Source organism: Rhodococcus jostii NBRC 16295, from assembly GCF_001894825.1.
Taxonomy (GTDB): Bacteria; Actinomycetota; Actinomycetes; order Mycobacteriales; family Mycobacteriaceae; genus Rhodococcus_F; species Rhodococcus_F jostii.
Genome location: NZ_BCWY01000044.1, coordinates 1 through 18,078 on the forward strand (window position 1 = coordinate 1; position 18,078 = coordinate 18,078).

21 protein-coding genes are annotated in these 18,078 nt (G+C 67.9%); 6 read left to right on the forward strand and 15 right to left on the reverse strand.

The window, feature by feature from the left end; genetic code table 11:
* Positions 1-1,206, reverse strand: a 1,206-nt coding sequence (gene entS / locus RJ1_RS25835; protein ID WP_073365268.1) for an enterobactin transporter EntS, incomplete at its 3' end; no start/stop codon positions are given.
* A gap of 152 nt (positions 1,207-1,358) precedes the next feature.
* Between entS and RJ1_RS25840 the strand changes: the two genes are divergently transcribed.
* Positions 1,359-1,601, forward strand: a complete 243-nt coding sequence (locus RJ1_RS25840) for a phosphopantetheine-binding protein (protein ID WP_073365234.1) — start codon at positions 1,359-1,361, stop codon at positions 1,599-1,601.
* A gap of 75 nt (positions 1,602-1,676) precedes the next feature.
* Complete coding sequence (locus tag RJ1_RS25845) at positions 1,677-3,020, forward strand: YhgE/Pip domain-containing protein (protein ID WP_073365236.1); 1,344 nt, start codon at positions 1,677-1,679, stop codon at positions 3,018-3,020.
* 1 nt (position 3,021) lies between these two features.
* Here RJ1_RS25845 and RJ1_RS25850 read toward each other — a convergent pair whose 3' ends face one another.
* The gene (locus tag RJ1_RS25850; protein WP_011595096.1) at positions 3,022-3,231 is read right to left on the reverse strand and encodes a hypothetical protein; all 210 of its coding nucleotides are present in this window, start codon (positions 3,229-3,231) and stop codon (positions 3,022-3,024) included.
* A 123-nt stretch (positions 3,232-3,354) separates the two neighbouring features.
* Here RJ1_RS25850 and RJ1_RS25855 point away from each other — a divergent pair, with 123 nt between their 5' ends.
* Together RJ1_RS25855 and RJ1_RS25860 are read left to right on the forward strand one after the other, a co-directional pair.
* Complete coding sequence (locus tag RJ1_RS25855; RefSeq protein WP_083400635.1) at positions 3,355-4,890, forward strand: bifunctional 3'-5' exonuclease/DNA polymerase; 1,536 nt, start codon at positions 3,355-3,357, stop codon at positions 4,888-4,890.
* 83 nt (positions 4,891-4,973) lie between these two features.
* Entirely contained in the window at positions 4,974-7,196 is a 2,223-nt protein-coding gene (locus RJ1_RS25860; RefSeq protein WP_073365240.1) for an MMPL family transporter, read from the forward strand.
* On the opposite strand, the gene RJ1_RS25865 is transcribed toward RJ1_RS25860, so the two are convergent.
* From RJ1_RS25865 to RJ1_RS25890, 6 genes are read right to left on the reverse strand one after another with little or no spacing between them, the layout of a single operon-like run.
* Positions 7,193-8,044 (reverse strand): DNA-3-methyladenine glycosylase family protein, encoded by an 852-nt coding sequence (locus tag RJ1_RS25865; RefSeq protein ID WP_073365242.1) that lies wholly within the window; start codon positions 8,042-8,044, stop codon positions 7,193-7,195. The genes RJ1_RS25860 and RJ1_RS25865 overlap by 4 nt on opposite strands.
* Positions 8,041-8,697, reverse strand: coding sequence for an alpha-ketoglutarate-dependent dioxygenase AlkB family protein (locus tag RJ1_RS25870; RefSeq protein WP_073365270.1), 657 nt, complete (start codon positions 8,695-8,697; stop codon positions 8,041-8,043). The genes RJ1_RS25865 and RJ1_RS25870 overlap by 4 nt, the downstream gene beginning before the upstream one ends.
* A 5-nt stretch (positions 8,698-8,702) precedes the next feature.
* Entirely contained in the window at positions 8,703-9,413 is a 711-nt protein-coding gene (locus RJ1_RS25875) for a 2OG-Fe(II) oxygenase (protein ID WP_073365244.1), read from the reverse strand.
* Positions 9,410-10,012: a methylated-DNA--[protein]-cysteine S-methyltransferase gene (locus RJ1_RS25880; RefSeq protein ID WP_073365246.1), complete on the reverse strand. Its 603-nt coding sequence runs from the start codon at positions 10,010-10,012 to the stop codon at positions 9,410-9,412. Before RJ1_RS25880 ends, RJ1_RS25875 begins: the two co-directional genes overlap by 4 nt.
* A complete protein-coding gene (locus RJ1_RS25885; RefSeq protein WP_073365248.1) occupies positions 10,009-10,500 on the reverse strand; it encodes an RNA polymerase sigma factor in 492 nt (163 codons plus the stop codon). Before RJ1_RS25885 ends, RJ1_RS25880 begins: the two co-directional genes overlap by 4 nt.
* Positions 10,500-11,003, reverse strand: a complete 504-nt coding sequence (locus RJ1_RS25890; RefSeq protein ID WP_073365250.1) for a methylated-DNA--[protein]-cysteine S-methyltransferase — start codon at positions 11,001-11,003, stop codon at positions 10,500-10,502. Before RJ1_RS25890 ends, RJ1_RS25885 begins: the two co-directional genes overlap by 1 nt.
* A gap of 94 nt (positions 11,004-11,097) precedes the next feature.
* On the opposite strand from RJ1_RS25890, the gene RJ1_RS25895 reads away from it, so the two are divergent.
* A complete protein-coding gene (locus RJ1_RS25895) occupies positions 11,098-11,649 on the forward strand; it encodes a ribulose-1,5-bisphosphate carboxylase/oxygenase large subunit (RefSeq protein ID WP_073365252.1) in 552 nt (183 codons plus the stop codon).
* Here the strand turns inward: RJ1_RS25895 and RJ1_RS25900 are convergent.
* The 4 genes from RJ1_RS25900 to RJ1_RS25915 all read right to left on the reverse strand — a co-directional run bounded on the left by RJ1_RS25900 (position 11,646) and on the right by RJ1_RS25915 (position 15,332).
* A complete protein-coding gene (locus RJ1_RS25900) occupies positions 11,646-12,383 on the reverse strand; it encodes an SDR family NAD(P)-dependent oxidoreductase (RefSeq protein ID WP_073365254.1) in 738 nt (245 codons plus the stop codon). The two genes, RJ1_RS25895 and RJ1_RS25900, sit on opposite strands and share 4 nt — an antisense overlap.
* Entirely contained in the window at positions 12,380-13,405 is a 1,026-nt protein-coding gene (locus RJ1_RS25905) for a phosphotransferase family protein (RefSeq protein ID WP_073365256.1), read from the reverse strand. The genes RJ1_RS25900 and RJ1_RS25905 overlap by 4 nt, the downstream gene beginning before the upstream one ends.
* A complete protein-coding gene (locus tag RJ1_RS25910) occupies positions 13,402-14,613 on the reverse strand; it encodes an acyl-CoA dehydrogenase family protein (RefSeq protein ID WP_073365258.1) in 1,212 nt (403 codons plus the stop codon). Before RJ1_RS25910 ends, RJ1_RS25905 begins: the two co-directional genes overlap by 4 nt.
* A 98-nt stretch (positions 14,614-14,711) precedes the next feature.
* The gene (locus RJ1_RS25915) at positions 14,712-15,332 is read right to left on the reverse strand and encodes a TetR/AcrR family transcriptional regulator (RefSeq protein ID WP_073365260.1); all 621 of its coding nucleotides are present in this window, start codon (positions 15,330-15,332) and stop codon (positions 14,712-14,714) included.
* 119 nt (positions 15,333-15,451) lie between these two features.
* Between RJ1_RS25915 and RJ1_RS25920 the strand changes: the two genes are divergently transcribed.
* Positions 15,452-15,913 (forward strand): SRPBCC family protein, encoded by a 462-nt coding sequence (locus RJ1_RS25920; RefSeq protein ID WP_073365262.1) that lies wholly within the window; start codon positions 15,452-15,454, stop codon positions 15,911-15,913.
* Here RJ1_RS25920 and RJ1_RS25925 read toward each other — a convergent pair.
* The 3 genes from RJ1_RS25925 to RJ1_RS25935 all read right to left on the reverse strand — a co-directional run.
* Positions 15,910-16,899 carry an NADPH:quinone oxidoreductase family protein gene (locus tag RJ1_RS25925; RefSeq protein WP_073365264.1) on the reverse strand — a complete coding sequence of 330 codons (990 nt, stop codon included), beginning with the start codon at positions 16,897-16,899 and terminating at the stop codon, positions 15,910-15,912. The genes RJ1_RS25920 and RJ1_RS25925 overlap by 4 nt on opposite strands.
* Before the next feature lie 3 nt (positions 16,900-16,902).
* Entirely contained in the window at positions 16,903-17,661 is a 759-nt protein-coding gene (gene fabG / locus RJ1_RS25930; protein ID WP_073365266.1) for a 3-oxoacyl-ACP reductase FabG, read from the reverse strand.
* Positions 17,658-18,078 (reverse strand): acyl-CoA dehydrogenase family protein (locus RJ1_RS25935; protein ID WP_276526511.1); only part of this gene is annotated, 421 nt, incomplete at its 5' end. The genes RJ1_RS25935 and fabG, both read right to left, overlap by 4 nt.

The window sequence follows — 18,078 nt, forward strand, 5'->3', positions numbered from 1 at the left end:
GCCCTTCAATGTCAGGGCGAGGACTGCCAGCACCACGATGCCGCCCGCCCCGTACAGGAGGAACGCCTCACGCGGTCCCACCGCCGCACCGACGGCGCCGGCGACGAGTGCACCGGCAGCCGAGCCCGTGGAGATCTGGGCGCCCCACACGCCGGCGACGCGTCCGCGGTATTCCTCGGGGGTCTCGGTCTGGATGACCGCATACCGGAGGATGTCGCCGAGCACACGCCCGAATCCGTGTGCGGCGAGCCCGAGGAAGGTGACCGCGATCATCGGGACGGCGCCGACGCCGACCAGTCCGGCCGACGCGATCATGGCCGCGAGGAACACGACCAGACCTCCGCGACGCGCGGTTCCCGTCCAGCCACTCGTGAGCGATCCGGTGAGGGCGCCGACGGCGGGCGCGCTGTACAGCAGTCCGGTGGCAGCCGGTCCGGCGTGGAGGACCTGGCTCGCGTACGCGGGCAGCAGCACGTTCCAGCCGGTCAGCATCATGGCGCAGAACCCCACCAGCAGCGTTCCGCCGACCACGGAGTCCTTGGCGGCGTAGGTGAAGCCGCTGGCGATCGACCGCAGCGGACTCTCGGTGTTCTTCACCGGCGGCGGCAGCGACGGCAGCTGGGCGATGCAGTATGCGGTGATCCCGGACGAGACCGCGGCCAGAACGTAGTTGGTGCCCACGGACGTCGCCGCGATGATCACACCACCGATGGCCGGCGACGCGACCGTGCCGAGATCGGCCATGACGGTCATCAGAGCACCCGCCGCGGCCATCTTGTCCTTGGGCAGCAGCGACGGAATCACGGCCATCAGCGCGGTCGAGGAGATTCCGCCCGCGAGGCCCTCGATCACACCGCACAGGTAGATGACCCACAGCTGAGGTGTGGGGAGAAACGCGTTGACCGCGAGGATGGCGAACGCCACGCCGGCTGCGGCGCGGGCGAGCGAGATGACCGGTCTGCGGTCGTACCGGTCGGCGATCACGCCGCCGAACAGGGTCCCGATGAACACCGAGGAGCCCACGACGATGCTCGCCGCGCCCACGGCAAGTGTGGAATTCGTCATGTCGTACACCTGCAGCGGGACGGCCACCAGGAGCAGACCCAGTCCGAAGATGGAGATCGTACGGGCGATGAAGATGTATCGGAACTCGCGACTCGTCCGCAGCGGTGTCAAGTCGATTGCGTATCTCGATAATCCAGCCATCGTCATCCATTCACATTCGGTTGCAACAGCTCTCCGTTTCGCCGTTCGCGAGGAGAGCAACTATGCTTAGGCTTCACTAACCCAGCAACCTACCCCATGTTGTCGAATCGGCTCAACGGGCCGCGGTTCGACCGACGCACCGGAGGACAATAGTGAGTTCCGACCCCAGCACAGCTCCCACCCGCGACCGAATCCGCGCCGACGTCGCCGACGTCCTCGACGTCCCGGTCGCCGACATCGACGACACCGCGAACCTCCTCGACGAGGGAATGGACTCCGTGCGCGTCATGGCGCTGGTCGAACGGTGGCGGGCGGACGGTGTGCAGGTGGATCTCGTGGACCTCGTCGGTGAACCGACTCTCGACGCCTGGTTCGAGGTCACCGCGGCGCGATGAGCGGTCCCACCGCCTACGCTTGATCCGGCTGGTCGATACCGGGGTCGGCCCGCACACGGGAGGATGCGAGGGGACATGGCGCACGACACCAGCGGGGCAGACGAAATGAGTGTGCTCCGGACACCGCGCTTCTGGATCGCGCCGCTCGTCCTCGTCTCCGTCGTCATGTCCCTGCTCGCCGCGCTGTACATGGGCGGAATGCTCAATCCCCCCAAGCACCTCAACCACTTCCCCATCGCCCTCGTCAATCAGGACGAGGGCGACACCATGCCCAATTCCGCCCCGCCCCAGCCGCAGAATTTCGGTGACCAGATCGCCGCCGGCCTCGTCGAGGGTGTCGATCCGGACAAGGTCGAACTTCGGCAGGTCGGGATCGCCCAGGCCCAGTCCGACCTGGACAAGGGTGAGATCTACGGCGCCATCGTCATCCCGAGCGACTTCACCAAGCGCACGTTCATCCTCGCCCAGGCGAGCGTGATTCCCGGGGACGTCGAACGTCCCGTGATCACCATCTACACGAACCCCCGCGCGGGCACGATCAGCGCGAACCTCGTCCAGAACATCGGTGAGATGGCGATGGACAAGGCCAACCAGACGATGGGCGAGCAGCTCACCACCCAGGTGACGCAGCAACTCCAGGCGACAGCCCCCGACCTCCAGCTGTCGGGGGCCAGCCGCCTCGTCTTGGACGACCCCATCGACGTACGGACGGTCGCCCACAATCCACTGCCCGACGGCACCGGTTTCGGCCTGGCCGCGTTCTATTACGCGCTCCTGCTCGTCCTGGCCGGTTTCACCGGTGCGACCATCGCGAGCACCCTGATCGACGGCATGCTCGGATTCACCCCGACCGAGGTCGGCCCGCTGTACCTGCACAACGAGGCGGTCCCGATCTCACGTTTCAACACGCTCCTGATCAAGTGGGCGGTGATGGTTCTGCTGTCGATGATCGTGTCGGGTCTGTACCTGTGGATCAGCGCCGCCCTCGGCCTGCCGATCACCGATCCGCTCGCCCTGTGGGAGTACGGCGCCTTCGCGATCGCCGCCGTCGGGATCACGGCGATGTCCGTGATGGCCGCGTTCGGCAATCTGGGGCTGCTCATCAACCTGCTGGTGTTCGTCGTCCTGGCGCTGCCGTCGTCCGGCGGCACCATCCCGCTGGAGGCGGCGCCGCGGCTGTACACGTGGCTCGGCGAGTTCGAGCCGATGCACCAGATCTACGTCGGGGTACGCGCCATCTTGTTCTTCGGCGCCGAGGGCGACGCCGGTCTCATCCACGCCGTGTGGATGACCTTCGCCGGCCTTCTCATCGGCCTCGTCTTCGGCGCCGTGATCACCCGCTTCTACGACCGCAAGGGTTTGCATCGCCGCCACAAGGCGCAGACCGAACCCGAACCGGTGGACGCAGCAGGGGCGTGAGTCACGCGGGCGTGGACGACCAGGCCGTGCCGAACTGTTCGTACCAGGGATGCGGGGCGGGCACCGCCGCCAGGATCCGTTCGACGAACCGATCGGGGTCGCCGAGTTCGGCGAGTCCGACTCCGCGGCGCTCGTAGTCGGCGAATTTGTCGTGCAGTCCGGCGATCACCTTGTCGGTCACCGTCTGCTCGAACTCTTCGATGGTTGCCATCGGATGCCCCTCCTTCCGGCGAGAAGCGTCTGCGTTTCAGTGTAGTGCCGACCTGCGGGTTTGCCCTCGTCCGGCGGCGGATTATCGACTGTCGGTGGCGCAGAGCAGACTGGGCCCGTGAGAATGGTCCTGGTTCCCGACGCCGACGGTGGCGCGACGACCGTTCGCACCGATCCGTCGGGAGTTCCGCTGGAGTCGCCACGTCGTCACGCCGACGTCGTCGCAGCGGTCCGCGACCTCGAAGCGGCCGAACACCCCCGCTGGGTCTGGACCAGTACCGCCGCCGTCTATCCCGCACTGCTGCGGGCCGGGGTGCGGGTGCGGCGCTGCCAGGACCTCGCGCTGACCCACGCCATCCTCAGCATGCGCGACGGTGTTCCCGCACCACCGCCCGACGAGCCCGTCGACGAGCGACCCGGCCTGTTCGAGACCGCGCCCACCACGGACCCGGCGCAGGTGGTGGCCGACTTCGCGGAACAGCGGAAGACCATCGGCGACGACGCACGGCTCGACCTGCTGGTGGCCGCCGAGTCCGCGGGAGCCCTCGCCGCCGCCGAGATGAGCTTCGACGGGCTGCCGTTCTCCACCGACGCGCACCGCGCCTTCCTCGAGGCGGCGCTCGGGCCGCGACCGGGCGGCTACGACCTGCCGCAGCGCATCCAGGACGTGACGGTGGAGATCGGGGCGGCGTTCGGTCGTCGCATCAACCCGGCCTCCCACGTCGAGGTCGTCGACGCGTTTCGACGCGAGGGTATCGAACTCGCGTCGACCCGCAAGCATCTGCTCCGCGAGGTCGATCACCCTGCCGTGCCGCTGCTCCTGCACCACCGGGATCTGTCCAAGTTGTTCAGCACCAACGGCTGGCAGTGGCTCGACAGCTGGGTCCGCGACGACCGGTTCCGTCCCGTCTACGTTCCCGGCGGCGTGGTGTCCGGCCGCTGGGCGAGCCGCGGCGGCGGCGCACTGCAGATTCCGAAACCGCTGCGGTCGAGCGTGATCGCCGACCCGGGTCACACGTTCGTCATCGCCGACGCCGGCCAGCTCGAACCCCGCATCCTAGCCGCCATGTCCGGTGATGCCCGCATGGTGGCCGCCGCGGGTTCCGACGACCTGTACGCACCGGTCGCGGCGGAGACCTTCGACGGCGACCGGGGCAAGGCGAAGGTCGCGATCCTCGGCGTCCTGTACGGGGCCACGGCGGGCGAGGCACGTTCCTTGCTCACCCTGCTTCGCACACGTTTTCCCGTCGCCGTCGAATTCGTGGAGCGGGCGGCCCGCGCCGGCGAACGCGGCGAGGTGGTGCATTCGTGGCTCGGGCGCGCGTGCCCACCGCCGTCACCCGACTTCTGGTCCGACGGCGACGCGCGTTCCCGCGGCCGGTTCACCCGAAACTTCGTGGTGCAGGCCACGGCATCCGAGTGGGCGCTGTGCGTGCTCGCCGACCTGCGGCGACGGCTGGCCGACGACCCGGACAGCGAACTCGTCTTCTTCCAGCACGACGAGGTGATGGTGCATACCCGGAACCCCGAGTCGGCGACGCGGCACGTTCTCGGCGCGGTCGAGGTAGCCACCCGGTTGCTGTTCGGCGAGACACGGGTGCGGTTTCCGATGGATGTGGCGGTACGGAACTGCTACGCCGAAACCTCCGACGAGGCCTGACGCGCGCGGATTTCCGGTGTCGCCGGTGCGCTCGACATGGTGTACTGGGACGCATTGCTGGAGGGGGCGGCGAAGGAGAACCCATGACGAAGTTGGATTCGACGGACTCGAGCACGGGCGGCCGGACGCCGCGCAAATACCGCTGGCCCGCGTTCACCATCGTGGCCATCGCGATCATCGCTTTCTTCGCCGGCGCATTCGGGGGCTCCTTCCAGGGCAAGCTCACCGAGGTCCAGAAGAACGACAACGCCGCCTACCTGTCGAGTTCCGCCGAATCGACGATCGTCACCAACGAATCGGCCAAGTTCCTCACCGTCGAGACCATTCCCGGTTTCGTGCTGTTCCACAGCGACTCTGCGCTCACCGAGCAGGACAAGGCTTCCGTCGCCCAGGCGCGTGGCGCCATCGCGGCCGTCGACGGGGTCGACGCCGAAGGCATGTCCCAGCCGCAGTTCTCCGAGGACGGCACCACGGCGTCGATCTTCGTTCCCCTCGTCGCGAAGGAAGACGGCACGGCCGTCGCGGGCGACGTACTCGCCGCGACCGAGGAGAACGTCCTCACCGCCGCGAAGAACGCAGCCGCCGGTCTCGAGGTGCTTCCGGCGGGCCCCGGCGGCCTCCTGGTGGCGTTCATCGACGCGTTCGCCGGACTCGACGGTGCACTGCTCGGCGCCGCACTGCTCGTGGTGATCCTGATCCTGCTGGTGGTCTACCGCTCACCGGTGCTGTGGTTCTTCCCGCTCTTCTCCGCGCTACTCGCGCTCGGCCTGGCGTCGATGGTGATCTATTTCCTCGCCAAGGCCGACGTTCTCACTCTCACCGGCCAGAGTCAGGGCATCCTGTTCGTCCTCGTGATCGGGGCGGGCACCGACTACGCGCTCCTCCTGATCTCCCGGTATCGGGAAGAACTGCACTTCTATCCCAGCCGCTTCGACGCCATGATCAAGGCGTGGAAGGAATCCGCCCCCGCCATCACGGCGTCGGCGGTGACCGTCATCCTCGGTCTGCTGTGCCTGACGTTCTCCGAGTTGAACTCCAACAAGAGTCTCGGGCCGGTCGCCGCGATCGGCATCGCGTGCACCTACCTCGTGATGATGACGTTTCTTCCCGTGGCGCTGTCCGCAGCGGGCAGGTGGGTGTTCTGGCCACGGAAACCGAAGGTCGACGAGGCCGCCGACCTCACCACGCACGGTCTGTGGGGCAAGATCGCCGCGCAGGTCGGTAGCAAGGACCGATCCCTGTGGATCGGAACGACGGTGCTTCTGGCCGTGCTGTTCCTCGTCGGCATCGGCAGTCTGAAGACGGACGGGCTGTCGTCGTCGGAGAACTTCACCAACCGCCCCGACGCCGTCGTCGGTCAGGAGTTGTACGACTCCAAATTCGATCCTGGTGCCGGCGCGCCCGCCGTCATCGTCACCAATGCCGATCAGACGGACGCGGTCATCGCGGCCGTGAGCGGTGTGGACGGCGTGTCCACGGATCCCGGCGCGGTGTGCCCGCAGGTCGATGTGGAGAAGCTGTCTGCACTCGTCAAGTCCAACCCGGCCGCGGTGGCCTCGGCCGCCGGGCAGGGGTGTGCACCCGACTTCCTCACGGCCGCACCGATCGACGGGCGCATGGTCGTCAACGTGACACTCGCCGACTCGTACGATTCCCCGGAAGCCCTCAAGACGGTGAAACGACTGCGCGACGCGGCGCACGCCGTACCCGGTGCCGATGCACTCGTCGGCGGCAGCACCGCAACCACTCTCGACGTCCAGACCGCATCGGTGCACGACCGGAACCTGATCATCCCGATCGTTCTCGTCGTCATCTTCGTCGTGCTGTCCCTGCTGCTGCGCGCCCTGCTCACCCCCATCATTCTCATCGCGACCGTGGTCCTGTCGTTCGCGGCGACCCTCGGGGTGTGCGGACTCTTCTTCACCCACGTCTTCCACTTCGCCAACGCGGATCCGGCGTTCCCCCTGTTCGCGTTCGTGTTCCTCGTGGCCCTCGGGATCGACTACAACATCTTCCTGATGACCCGGGTCCGCGAGGAAACCGAGGAACACGGCACGAAATCCGGTGTGCTGCGCGGACTGGCAGTGACCGGTGGTGTCATCACGTCGGCCGGAGTGGTGCTCGCCGCGACGTTCGCGGTGCTGGGGGTGCTGCCCCTGGTGTTCCTCGCCGAGGTCGGGTTCGCCGTCGCGTTCGGTGTTCTCCTCGACACCATCATCGTGCGCAGCATCCTCGTCCCGGCGCTCTCACACGACATCGGGAAGAAGATCTGGTGGCCGTCCGCCCTCGCGAAGGCGAAGGACTAATACGCTTCGTCCGTCCACAGGTGGAACAGGGCGTACGCCCGCCACGGCCGCCACGCTTCGGCGAGTTCGGCTGCCTGCCTGCCAGTCTTGACACCCAGCGCACGTTTGAGGACGAGGTCGTCGGGGGTGAATGCGTCCGGGTCGCCCAGCACCCGCACGGTCAGATAGTCCGCCGTCCACGGACCGATACCCGGTAGCGCTGTCAGACCGGCCCGGAAGTCCGCCGGGTCGGTGTCCGCGCCCAGGCGCAGTCCGTCGGATGCTGCCGCGGCCAGCGCGTGCACCGTCTTCGCCCGGGCGCCGGTGAGACCGACGGTCGCGCGCAACTCCTCCGGCGTCAGTGCCGCCAATGTCTCCGGTTCCGGGAACGCGAAGAATCCGTCGTGGACGGGCAGGCCGTACGCCGACACCAGCCGGCCGCCGAACGTCCTGGCCGCCGCGAGCGACACCTGTTGGCCGAGAACGGTCAGCACCGCTGTCTCGAAACCGTCCACGCTGCCGAGGCGCCGCAGACCCGGGCGCAGCGCCACCAGCGGAGCCAGTGCCGCGTGGCGGCTCAGCGCGGCGTCGATCGGCAGCGGATCGGCGTCGAGGTCGAGCCAGCGCCGGACCACCGCGGTCAACGCCGCGACGTCGTCGGGGTGCGCCGACGTCACGTGCGCCTCGACATACCCGTCGGCGGGACGCACGGCCACGGACACCAGCGCCGGCCCGTGCGGACCGCTCACCACCCGGGTGTGGGTTCCGTCGGGGTCGTGCCGCTCGAGTCCGGACACGGTGTGCGCACGCAGCGCACCCCACAGGGGCGCGTGGGTGAACGGACCTCGGTAGGGCAACCGCACTCTCATGTGTCCTCGAGTCCCGTCACCCGCAACGTGATGTTCAACCGCCCCGTCGTCAGCCCGCAGGCCGGATCACTGGTGCCGGGAAACACTTTCGGCACTCCGTGATACGCGAACCGGGACGCCCCACCGAACACGAAGAGGTCGCCCGACATCAGTTCGATATCGGTGTACGGCTTGGTGCGGGTAAGGGTGTTGCCGAAGCGGAACGTGCACGTGTCGCCGATGCTCAACGACACGACGGCCGCATCGGAACGTTCCTCCTTGTCCTGGTGCATGCCCATCTTCGCGGTGTCGTCGTAGAAGTTGATGAGCGCGGCGTCCGGTGTGTATTCAGTGGAGGGCTGCTCGTACGCCTCGCGCACCGCACGCCGGCCGAGTTCGGCCAGCCAGTCGGGCACCGGCGCGACCCGTCCGCCGCCCGCGTCTTCGGCGGTGCGCGAGTACGAATACGGCTTCCAGTGCCAGCCGAGGCACACCGTCTGCACCGACATCCGGTGTCCCGTCGGCAGTTGCGCTGCCCGCATCGGCACCGGGGCGGTGGCCCAGCGCCGGCATTCTGCCACCAGGTGACGCTGCTCCTCCAGGGTGAGCCAGTCGGGGACGTGAACGGCACCGGGCGCCACCACAGTTCGGGGCCGGGGTATCAGGGCGGACATCACAGTCACTCGGCGTCGTGCAGAACCAGGCCGAGGGTCCGGCGTCTGCCCCGCCGGACGGTGCTGACGCCGTGCCGCACCGGTCCCGTCGACCACCCGCGGGTCGAGCGCACGGGTCTGTCCCGGGTGGTGAAGATCAGGGCGTGACCCTGCCGGAGCGTCGTGACGGTGCCCCGGGACTGCGCCCGGGGTCGCTGCTCCACGAGCATGAACTCCCCGCCCTCGTGATCCACTCCCGGCCGGTCGAGGCCGATCACCACCTGCAACGGGAACACCAGTTCACCGTAGAGGTCGCGGTGCAGGGCGTTCCAGTCGTTCGCACGGTAGCTGAGCAGGATCGGCGTCGCCCGCTTCTGGCCGGCGTCGTGGCACATGTCGAGCCATTCGCCCAGGGTGTCGGGCCACGGCGCGGGCTGTCGCAGCTTGGCCGCCCAGTCCCGAGCCACCGGAAGCAGTTTCGGGTAGAAGGCCGCGCGGAGTTCGGCCACGACCTCGGGCAGCGGATAGTCGAAGTACCGGTACTGTCCCGAGCCGAACCGGTGCCGGGCCATGTCGACGGTGGACCGGAAACGTTCCACCTCCTCGTACATGTCCGCAATCTGCGCGCACTCCTCGGCGGTGAGGATCTGCTCGGATTGCGCGCACCCCGCGGCATCGGTCTCGGCTTGCAGACCCTGCCAGTCCAGATCATTCACGCGTTGCGTCACGGTGGTCATGCCGCTGCCTCCAATGTCAGCAGGATCGACTTGGCCTCCGGCCCGCCGGCGTACTGGCCCATGCTGCCGTCGCTGCGGACCACCCGGTGGCAGGGAACCACCACGGGCAGCGGATTGAGGGCGCACGCCGTTCCGACCGCGCGCACGGCTTTCGGACTGCCTGCCGCCGCCGCGACCGTGGCGTAACTCGCGGTGTGACCGTATGCGATGTCGGGAAGGTGGTGCAGCACGTCGAGCCGAAACCCCTTGGACAGCCGGAAGTCGAGCGGGAGGTCGAAGCTCGTGCGCTCACCGAGGAAATATTCGTCGATCTCTCGTGCCACCCGGTCGAGCCGGGCCGGTGCACGCAGGATCCGGGGGCTGATCTGCTCGGCGAGGGTCTGCAGCACCGCATCGTGATCCTGGTTGGGAAACGCGACTCGCACCAGACCACGATCGGTGGCGGCGAGCAGCAGCGAACCGGCGGGGGTGTCGAGCGTCCGGTATGCGATGTCGAGCAGTCCTGCCTCCGCGGCGACCAGGGCGAGCCGCTCGCGCAGCTTCTGCTCGACGGCGGAATCCGAAGTGGACAGGGCGTAGACGATGTCGGGGATGTTCATGAGATGTCTCCACTCACAGAGATCGAGAGGGTCTTGCGTAGCGCCGCAATGCCATCGGCCGCCGCTCGGCGGGACGCGTCCGGGGAGTTGCCGAGGATCACCGCGATCTCGGCGTACGGCAGCCCGGCCAGGTAGTGATACGCCACCGCCGCTCGCTGCTTCACCGGCAGCGCACCGACCGCGTCCCACAACTCGGGGTCGTGGCCTCCGGGAAGTCCGCGATCGGTGGTCTGCTCGGGAAGTTCGTCGGTGGGGACGGGCCGTCGATCACGCGCGCGGATGTGGTCGAGCGCTTTCCGGTGCGCGATCGTCACCAGCCACGCCTCGATGTTGCTGCCCGGACGCAGGTCGGGGTACGCGCGCATCGCGGCGATGAACGTCTCCGACCAGGCGTCCTCGGCGTCCACCGGACCGACTACGGCCCGGCAGACCCGCAGGACCGTCGGGCCGTGCTCGGCCACGATGTCTTCGAACGGCTTCAGGGTCATCAGCTCAGCCGGAGCCCGGCCCGTTCCGCTTCACGTTCGAGCAGGAACCGTTTGCGGTCGAGCCCACCCGCGTACCCCGTCAGGCTGCCGTTGCTCCCGATGACGCGGTGGCACGGAACGATGATGCTGATCGGATTTCGGCCGTTCGCGGCCGCCACCGCACGGACCGCGGTCGGGCTGCCGAGGGAGTCGGCCAGCTGTCCGTACGTCCACGTCTCGCCGTACGGGATGGTGCGAAGGGCATCCCACACCCGTTGCTGGAACGGGGTGCCCCGTGCGGCCAGGGGAACGGTGAAGTCGGTGCGCCGACCGTCGAAGTATTCGGTGAGCTGGGTGGTGGCCTCGTCGAATCCGGTGGTGTCGCGCTCCCCGAACGTCACGGGATTCGGCTGATGCCGGTGTTCGGCCATATAGATGCCGCTCAGCACCCCGTCGACGCTCACCAGCGTCAAGGGGCCGATCGGCGAATCGATGACAGTGTGTGCTGCTCGGTCGGCATTCACGGTGCCAATCCTTCCAGGTGTACGGGCCTCTGAAAGGTAGACGTCTGCCACGACCGAAACGTGAGGTGCGGAATGCATCGGGCAGGATGGGCCGATGGCTCTCGTACAACTCGGACCCCGCGACCTGGTGCGAACCGTCACCGGGATCGCCCGCTGGTCGGTGGACACCGCTGACCTTCTCGTCTCCCTCCCCGGCCGGATCGGAATCCTGCTGGACCAGGTCGAGGTGCTGATCGCCCGCATCGAGGCGATCAGCGACGGCGCGGAGATCGCGGTCGCGAGGGCGACCGCCGTGTCGGACACCGCAGCCACGGTGGTCGCGACCGCCGCGGGTACGTCCGCGTCCGCGCAGACCCTGATCGGTCTCTACGAGCCGCTCGCGAAGAAGGCCGCCCCGTTGGCGCAGCGGTTCGTCGACGACCTCACCGAGGAGGAGATCCACGCGGCGATCGGGTTGGTGGACCATCTGCCCGAGCTGACGATGCGCATGGAGGGACTCCTGCCTATCCTGGCGACCCTCGACACCGTCTCCCCCGAGATCCACCAGCTCCTCGAGGAGGTGCAGGGAGTGCGCCAGGCGATCCAGGGTGTCCCCGGTTTCAAATTCTTCCGCAAGCGCGGCGAAGCCCAGGAGGACGAGGACTAGGCGCGGTACCCGTCCGTTCCGGCGCGTCCGACAACGATCTTCGGGACCACCGCCCGCGAGGACAGCCGCAGCAGTGCGTCGACGAGTTCGACGATGTCGTTCACCTCGATCATCGCTTCGGGCGGGATGGTCTCATGGATCCACGCAGACATGTCGGTGTCGACATACGCCGGGGCGAGCGCGGTCGCGGAGACTCCGTTGCCCGACTCCTCCACGTTCAGCGTCTCGGTGAGGGAGATCAGGGCGGCCTTGGTCGCACCGTAGACGGCGAGTCCGGCCTCGGCGTACACGCCGGTGATCGACGCCAGCGCGATGACCTTGGCCCCGCGTCCCGGGTTCTCCGCCGCACCGGCCCGGAGCAGCGGCAGCGACTGCTGCAGCAGGCTGAACGGCGCCCGCAGGTTGACTCCCAGGCTCTTGTCGAATCGACGCAGGGGAAATTCGCCGATGGCGCCTGCGGTGCCCACGCCGGCGTTGAGGACCAGTGCGTTCAGGGAGCCGAACGCCGCGGCGTGCGCCTCGACGACCTGCCCCGCGGACTCCTCGTCGGCGAGGTCGCCCGCGGCCACGACGACGTCCTTCGCGCCGGCGGCCCGCAGGTCGGCGGCCACCGACTCGAGCCGCTCACGGTCGCGTGCGGTGATCGTCAGCCCGTAGCCCTGCTCGGCGAGGCGGGTGGCGATCCCGAGTCCGATGCCGCGCGACGCGCCGGTGATCAGTGCGGTGCGGCTCATGCGGTATGTCCTTTCAGGGCCCGCAGGCCCGCGGTGACGAATTCGGGCACCGAGGCGCCCGCCTTGTCGAAGCCGTCCCCGACGGTGGCACCGGCCAGGTATCGATGGTGAATCCCCTGGGCGATGACGGCGAGCTTGAAGTTCGCGAGCGCCAGGTAGAAGTTCCAGTCGACGAGTTCGCGCCCCGAGGCCACGCTGTACCGCTGCGCGAGATCGTCGGCGGACGGCAGCCGCGGGCTCGTCCAGGCCGCCGGCTCACCGAGCACCAGGTCGAGCGCCGGATGCCGGTAGACGCACATCAGCGCGACGTCGGTGAGCGGGTCGCCGAGTGTCGACAGTTCCCAGTCCACCACCGCCGCAACCGTGCTCACGTCACCGGACGCGAGGATGGTGTTGTCGATGCGGTAGTCGCCGTGCACGATCGACGACTCCGACTGCGCCGGAATCGATTCGACCAGAGCAGAGTGGAGCCGGTCGACGTCGGCGGAATCCTCGGTCTTCACCCGGCCCCACTGACTTGCCCAGAGCTTGACCTGCCGGGCCACGTACCCGTCTGGGCGGCCGAGCTCCCCCAGCCCGACCGCCTGGTAGTCGACGTTGTGCAACGCGCCGAGCACGCGCACCAGTTCGTCGGTGCACGACTCGATGTCTTCGTCGGACAGCGCCTCGAGATCCGACTTGTTCCGGATCACCTGGCCGGTGACGTGTTCGACGACGGTGAACGGCGCGCCCATGACGCTGTCGTCCTCGCACAGCGCGACGGTGGCGGCCACCGGGACGTCGGTGCCCTGCAGCGCCGAGGTGATGCGGAACTCGCGGGCCACGTCGTGCGCCGAGGGTGTGAGCCCCGCGGTGGGCGGCCTTCGCAGCACCCACCGCGAGGAGTCGTCGAAGATCGCGTAGGTGAGGTTGGACTTACCGCCCGCGATCAGCTCGGCCCGCAACTCCCCGTCGACGGGAACGTCCGAGTCGGACAGGAACTTCTGCAGCGCAACGAGATCGAGCCCACGATGTTCGCTCATGCCCCCGCCTCCCGAGCGGCCTTCTTCGCGGCGCCGACGACGCGTTTGGCGATGGCCCAGCGGTGCACCTCGGACGGGCCGTCGTACACCCGGAACGGCCGGACCTCGCGGGACAGCCGGGCGAGGGGCAGGTCCCCGGACACCCCGAGACCACCGCACATCTGCACCGCGTTGTCGACGATCCGGAAGATCGCCTCCGCGGCGTAGGTCTTCGCGATCGATGTCGCGTTGCTCGCATGCCCACCCTGATCGAGTTCCCAGCACGCCCGCGTCAACAACGCACGGGTGGCGGCGATGTCGATCTCGTTGTCCGCGATCATCTTCTGGACCATGCCGAGATCACCCAGCTTGCCCCCGAAACCCTCGCGTTGCGCGACGTGCGCGACGGCGACGTCGTGGCCGCGGCGCGCGGCGCCGAGCCAGCGCATCACGTGGGTCATCCGGGCGGGACCGAGACGGACCTGGGCGTAGGCGAATCCCTGATCCACCTCACCGAGAACTCCGCTGTCGGGGACGAACAGGTCATCGAAGAACACCTCGCAGTGTCCGCCGATCATGGCGCGGTCGAGGGTGTCGATGTGTCGACCGACCTTCAGTCCGGGGGCGTCGGCGGGAGTGAGGAACATGGTGGCGCCGCCGCGGTCGCCGGGCGCACCGGATGTACGGGCGAAGATGATGAAGAATCCGGCGCCGTCGGCTCCGGTGATGAAGTACTTGTGGCCGTTGATCTTCCAGCCACCCGGCACCTTCTCGGCGCGGGTGGTCAACGCCGAGGGGTCCGAACCCGCCCCGGGCGAGGGCTCGGTCATGGCGAACGCCGACCGCAGGTCGCCGTGCGCCAGCGGTGCGAGGAATTGCTCCTTCTGCGCGTCGTCGGCGATGTGGGCGAGCATGTGGACGTTGCCCTCGTCCGGCGCCGCGATGTTCAGTGCGGTCGGACCGAACAGCGAATAGCCCGCAGCCTCGAAGACCGGCGCGCGATCGGTCATGTTCAGGCCGTGCCCGCCGTACTCGACGGGTGCGTGCGGCGCGAAGACGCCGGCGTCCTTCGCCGCCTTCTGCAACTCCACGCGCAGGGTGTCGCCACCTGCCGCCGTGATGTCGCCACCGTGCTCGTCCTCGATGGGCAGCACCACGTCGCGGATGAACGCCTCGGTCTTCTCGACCAGCGCGGTCACCTCGGGTGAATAGGACAGATCGATCGCCACAACTACCTCCAGTCAGTACGACGACTCCGCACCGACCGATCACTCGCTCGGTCGAAGTCGTCCCCGACAATTCCACAGGTTCGGAACCCGGTCAAGACTCAGTCGGATGCGCCGACCGTGCTCCTCGCGATCGCCAGGTACCGCTCGACGAGTTCGTCGGGCGACAGCGGCCCGTCCTCCCGGTACCAGGTGGACACGGCGACGCACATCGTGACGACGGCGCGGCTCGCGTCCTCGGGGAACGGCGTCCGGAACAGCCCGGCCGCCACCCCGTCGCGGACGATGTCGTCCAGCATCTCCTGCTGCTCGTCGCGCAGCGCGATGTACGCATGCCGGCTCTCCGGCTCCATGCTCCGCGTCTCGCGGGACGCGACGAACGCTTGTTCACGGCGGTACATGTGGAACCGGAGCAGCGACTCGATGACCGCGTCGAACCGCTCGCCCGGTGTCGGACCCGCCTCGGCCACCGCGGCGCGGCTGCGGTCGAGCAGCTCACGCATCACCACGTTGGTCAGTCCCACCAGCAGCGCCTGCTTGGAGGGGTAGTGATGATAGAGACCGGGGACCGAGAGCCCGGCGCGCGACGCGATCTCACGGATCGACGCGCCGTCATACCCCTTCTCGACGAACGCCGCCAGCGCCGCGGCCAGAACCTTGGACAACCCCTGGTCGGTGTACTCACGCCAGGAACTGCCGCGCTGGGTGCCCTCTACCGTCATGAGTCCTACGGTAGAACAGGTACCCGCCGCCGCCCTGCTGTGGTCGCGGGAGTTGACTAGAGTCGAACGAGGTCGCCCAGATCGACAGCCTTCTCCGACAGAGAGCCAGGGACCACCCGATGATCCACGTCCGTCACTCCGCGATCACCGCCGTACCCCTCCATGTCGCGTTCGCCTACATCGACGACTACCGGACGGTCCCCGACTGGATGTTCGGCGTCTCGGAGTTCCGTCCGATCGGTGAATTCGACCAGGGGCTCGATTCGACGTTCGACGCGGCGATCCACATCGGGCCGAGCACCCTGCGGTCCCGGCTCGAGGTCACCGAGTGGGAGCTGGACCGCGTCATCACCCTGGCCTCGCTCGACGGCGCCGCCAACTCCTCCACCTGGGAGTTCGCCGCGCAGGGTGAGGACAAGACCGAGATCAGCGTGGACTTCGCGTACAAGCTCCCCAGCGGTCTCACCGGCAAGGCCCTCGGTCTCATCGTCGAACCGTTCATCGAAACGGCCGTGAAGAACACCGAGGCGACCTTGCGGCACAACCTCGAGGAGCTGTACGCGAAGCGCACCCGCGGCTAGCGTCCGGGCAGGAAGGCCAGGCGTCCCACCGTCGTTCCCTCGCCGAGACGCGCGATGCCGTCCGCGACGTCGGTGAGCCCGAGCCGCTCGCTGATCATCGGCTTGATCTCGCCGGCCGCGGCCATCCGGGTCAGCTCGGCGTGACATTCGCGGATCGCCGTGGGGTTGTACGCGTTGTAGAGCCCCCAGTGCAGCCCGATGATCGAGTAGTTCTTGATCAGTGCATGGTTCAACCCGGGTGACGGGATGGTGCCACTCGCGAATCCGATCACGATGATGCGACCCTCGAACGCGATGCACTTGGTCGACTTCGTGTACGAGTCGCCGCCCACCGGATCGAAGACGACGTCGGCCCCGCGGCCGCCGGTGAAGTCCTTGACGGCCTGGACGAAATCCTCACTGTGCCTGTCGATCACCAGGTCGGCGCCGAGTTCCCGCGTGTAGTCGGCTTTTTCGGGACCGCCGACGACACCGATCACCGTGGCGCCGGCCGCCTTGCCCAACTGGACGGCCGCACTTCCCACGCCGCCGGCCGCCGCCTGCACGAGCAGTGTTTCACCGGGCTGGAGCTGCGTCCTGCGGTGCAGCGCAAACCATCCCGTCTGGTACCCGATCGACAGCGCGGACGCTTCTGCGTCGTCCAAGGCCTCCGGAGCCGGAAACGTGGTGGCCGAGGACATGATCGCGAATTCGGCGAACCCGCCGTGCGGCAGGCTCGGCATCCCGATCACCCGATCGCCGACGGAGAACTCGGTCACCCCGTCGCCCAGTCGCACCACCTCGCCGCACAGCTCCACACCGGGAGTGAACGGAAGCGGCGGTTTGATCTGGTATTCACCACGGCAGAGCAGCACATCCGGGAAGTTGGCGGCCGCGGAAAGCACCTTGACCAGCAACTCGCCGTGTTCCGGTTCGAGGTCGGGGACGTCCTCGAACGTCAGGACGTCCCTGGGCTGCCCCAATTCGTGTACGCGCCACGCCCTCATCGATCAGTCCTTCGGTCCGCCGGCGACGTAGACGACCTGTCCCGACACGAATCCGGCACCCTCGCTGACGAAGAACGATGCGGTGTGCGCGATGTCCTCGGGCTGCCCGACACGGTTCACGGGAATCTGCGACGCCGCCGCCTTCTTGAAGTCCTCGAAGCCGACGCCCACCCGCTCGGCCGTCGCAGCGGTCATCTCGGTCTCGATGAAGCCGGGCGCGATCGCGTTCGCCGTGACCCCGAACTTGCCGAGCTCGAACGCGAGCGTCTTCGTGAACCCCTGCATGCCGGCCTTGGCTGCGGAGTAGTTGACCTGCCCGCGGTTACCCAGCGCGGACGTGCTCGACAGGTTCACGATGCGGCCGAACTTGGCCTCCACCATGTACTTCTGCACTGCCCGCGACATCAGGAAGGCGCCGCGCAGGTGCACGTTCATCACGGCGTCCCAGTCGTCGACGGTCATCTTGAACAGCAGGTTGTCGCGGGTGATTCCGGCGTTGTTGATCAGGATCGTGGGGGCGCCCAGTTCGGTCGCCACCCGCTCGACCGCCGCGGCGACGGATGCCTCGTCCGCGACGTTCGCTCCCACGGCCAGCGCGTCGCCGCCGGCGGACTTGATCGCGTCGACGGTTGCGGCACATGCGGCCTCGTCGAGGTCGAGGACGGCGACCGCGTAGCCGTCGTCGGCCAGCCGCTTCGCGACGGCGGCGCCGATTCCGCGGGCCGACCCGGTGACGATAGCGGTTCTACGTTCCTGGCTCACTTGTTTCCTCCATGCTGGTTGTTCTCGGTCTTCGTACGGTACTTGCGCAGTTCTCTTCTCGCGATGGACATCTTGTGGACCTCGTCCGGTCCGTCCGCGAGACGCAAAGCTCTCAAATGGGCATACATCATGGCGAGGGGGAAGTCGTCGGTCACACCCGCACCACCGTGCACCTGAATCGACCGATCCACGATCTTCAACGCAATATTCGGAGCCGCCACCTTGATCGCCGCGATCTCCGTCCGCGCCTCCTTGTTCCCCACCGTATCCATCAGATACGCCGCCTTCAGCGTCAACAGCCGGATCATCTCGATCTCGATCCGCGCCTCCGCGATCCAATCCTGAACATTCGCATTCTCACTGACCGGCTTCCCGAACGTCACCCGCGACGACGCCCGACGACACATCAACTCCAAC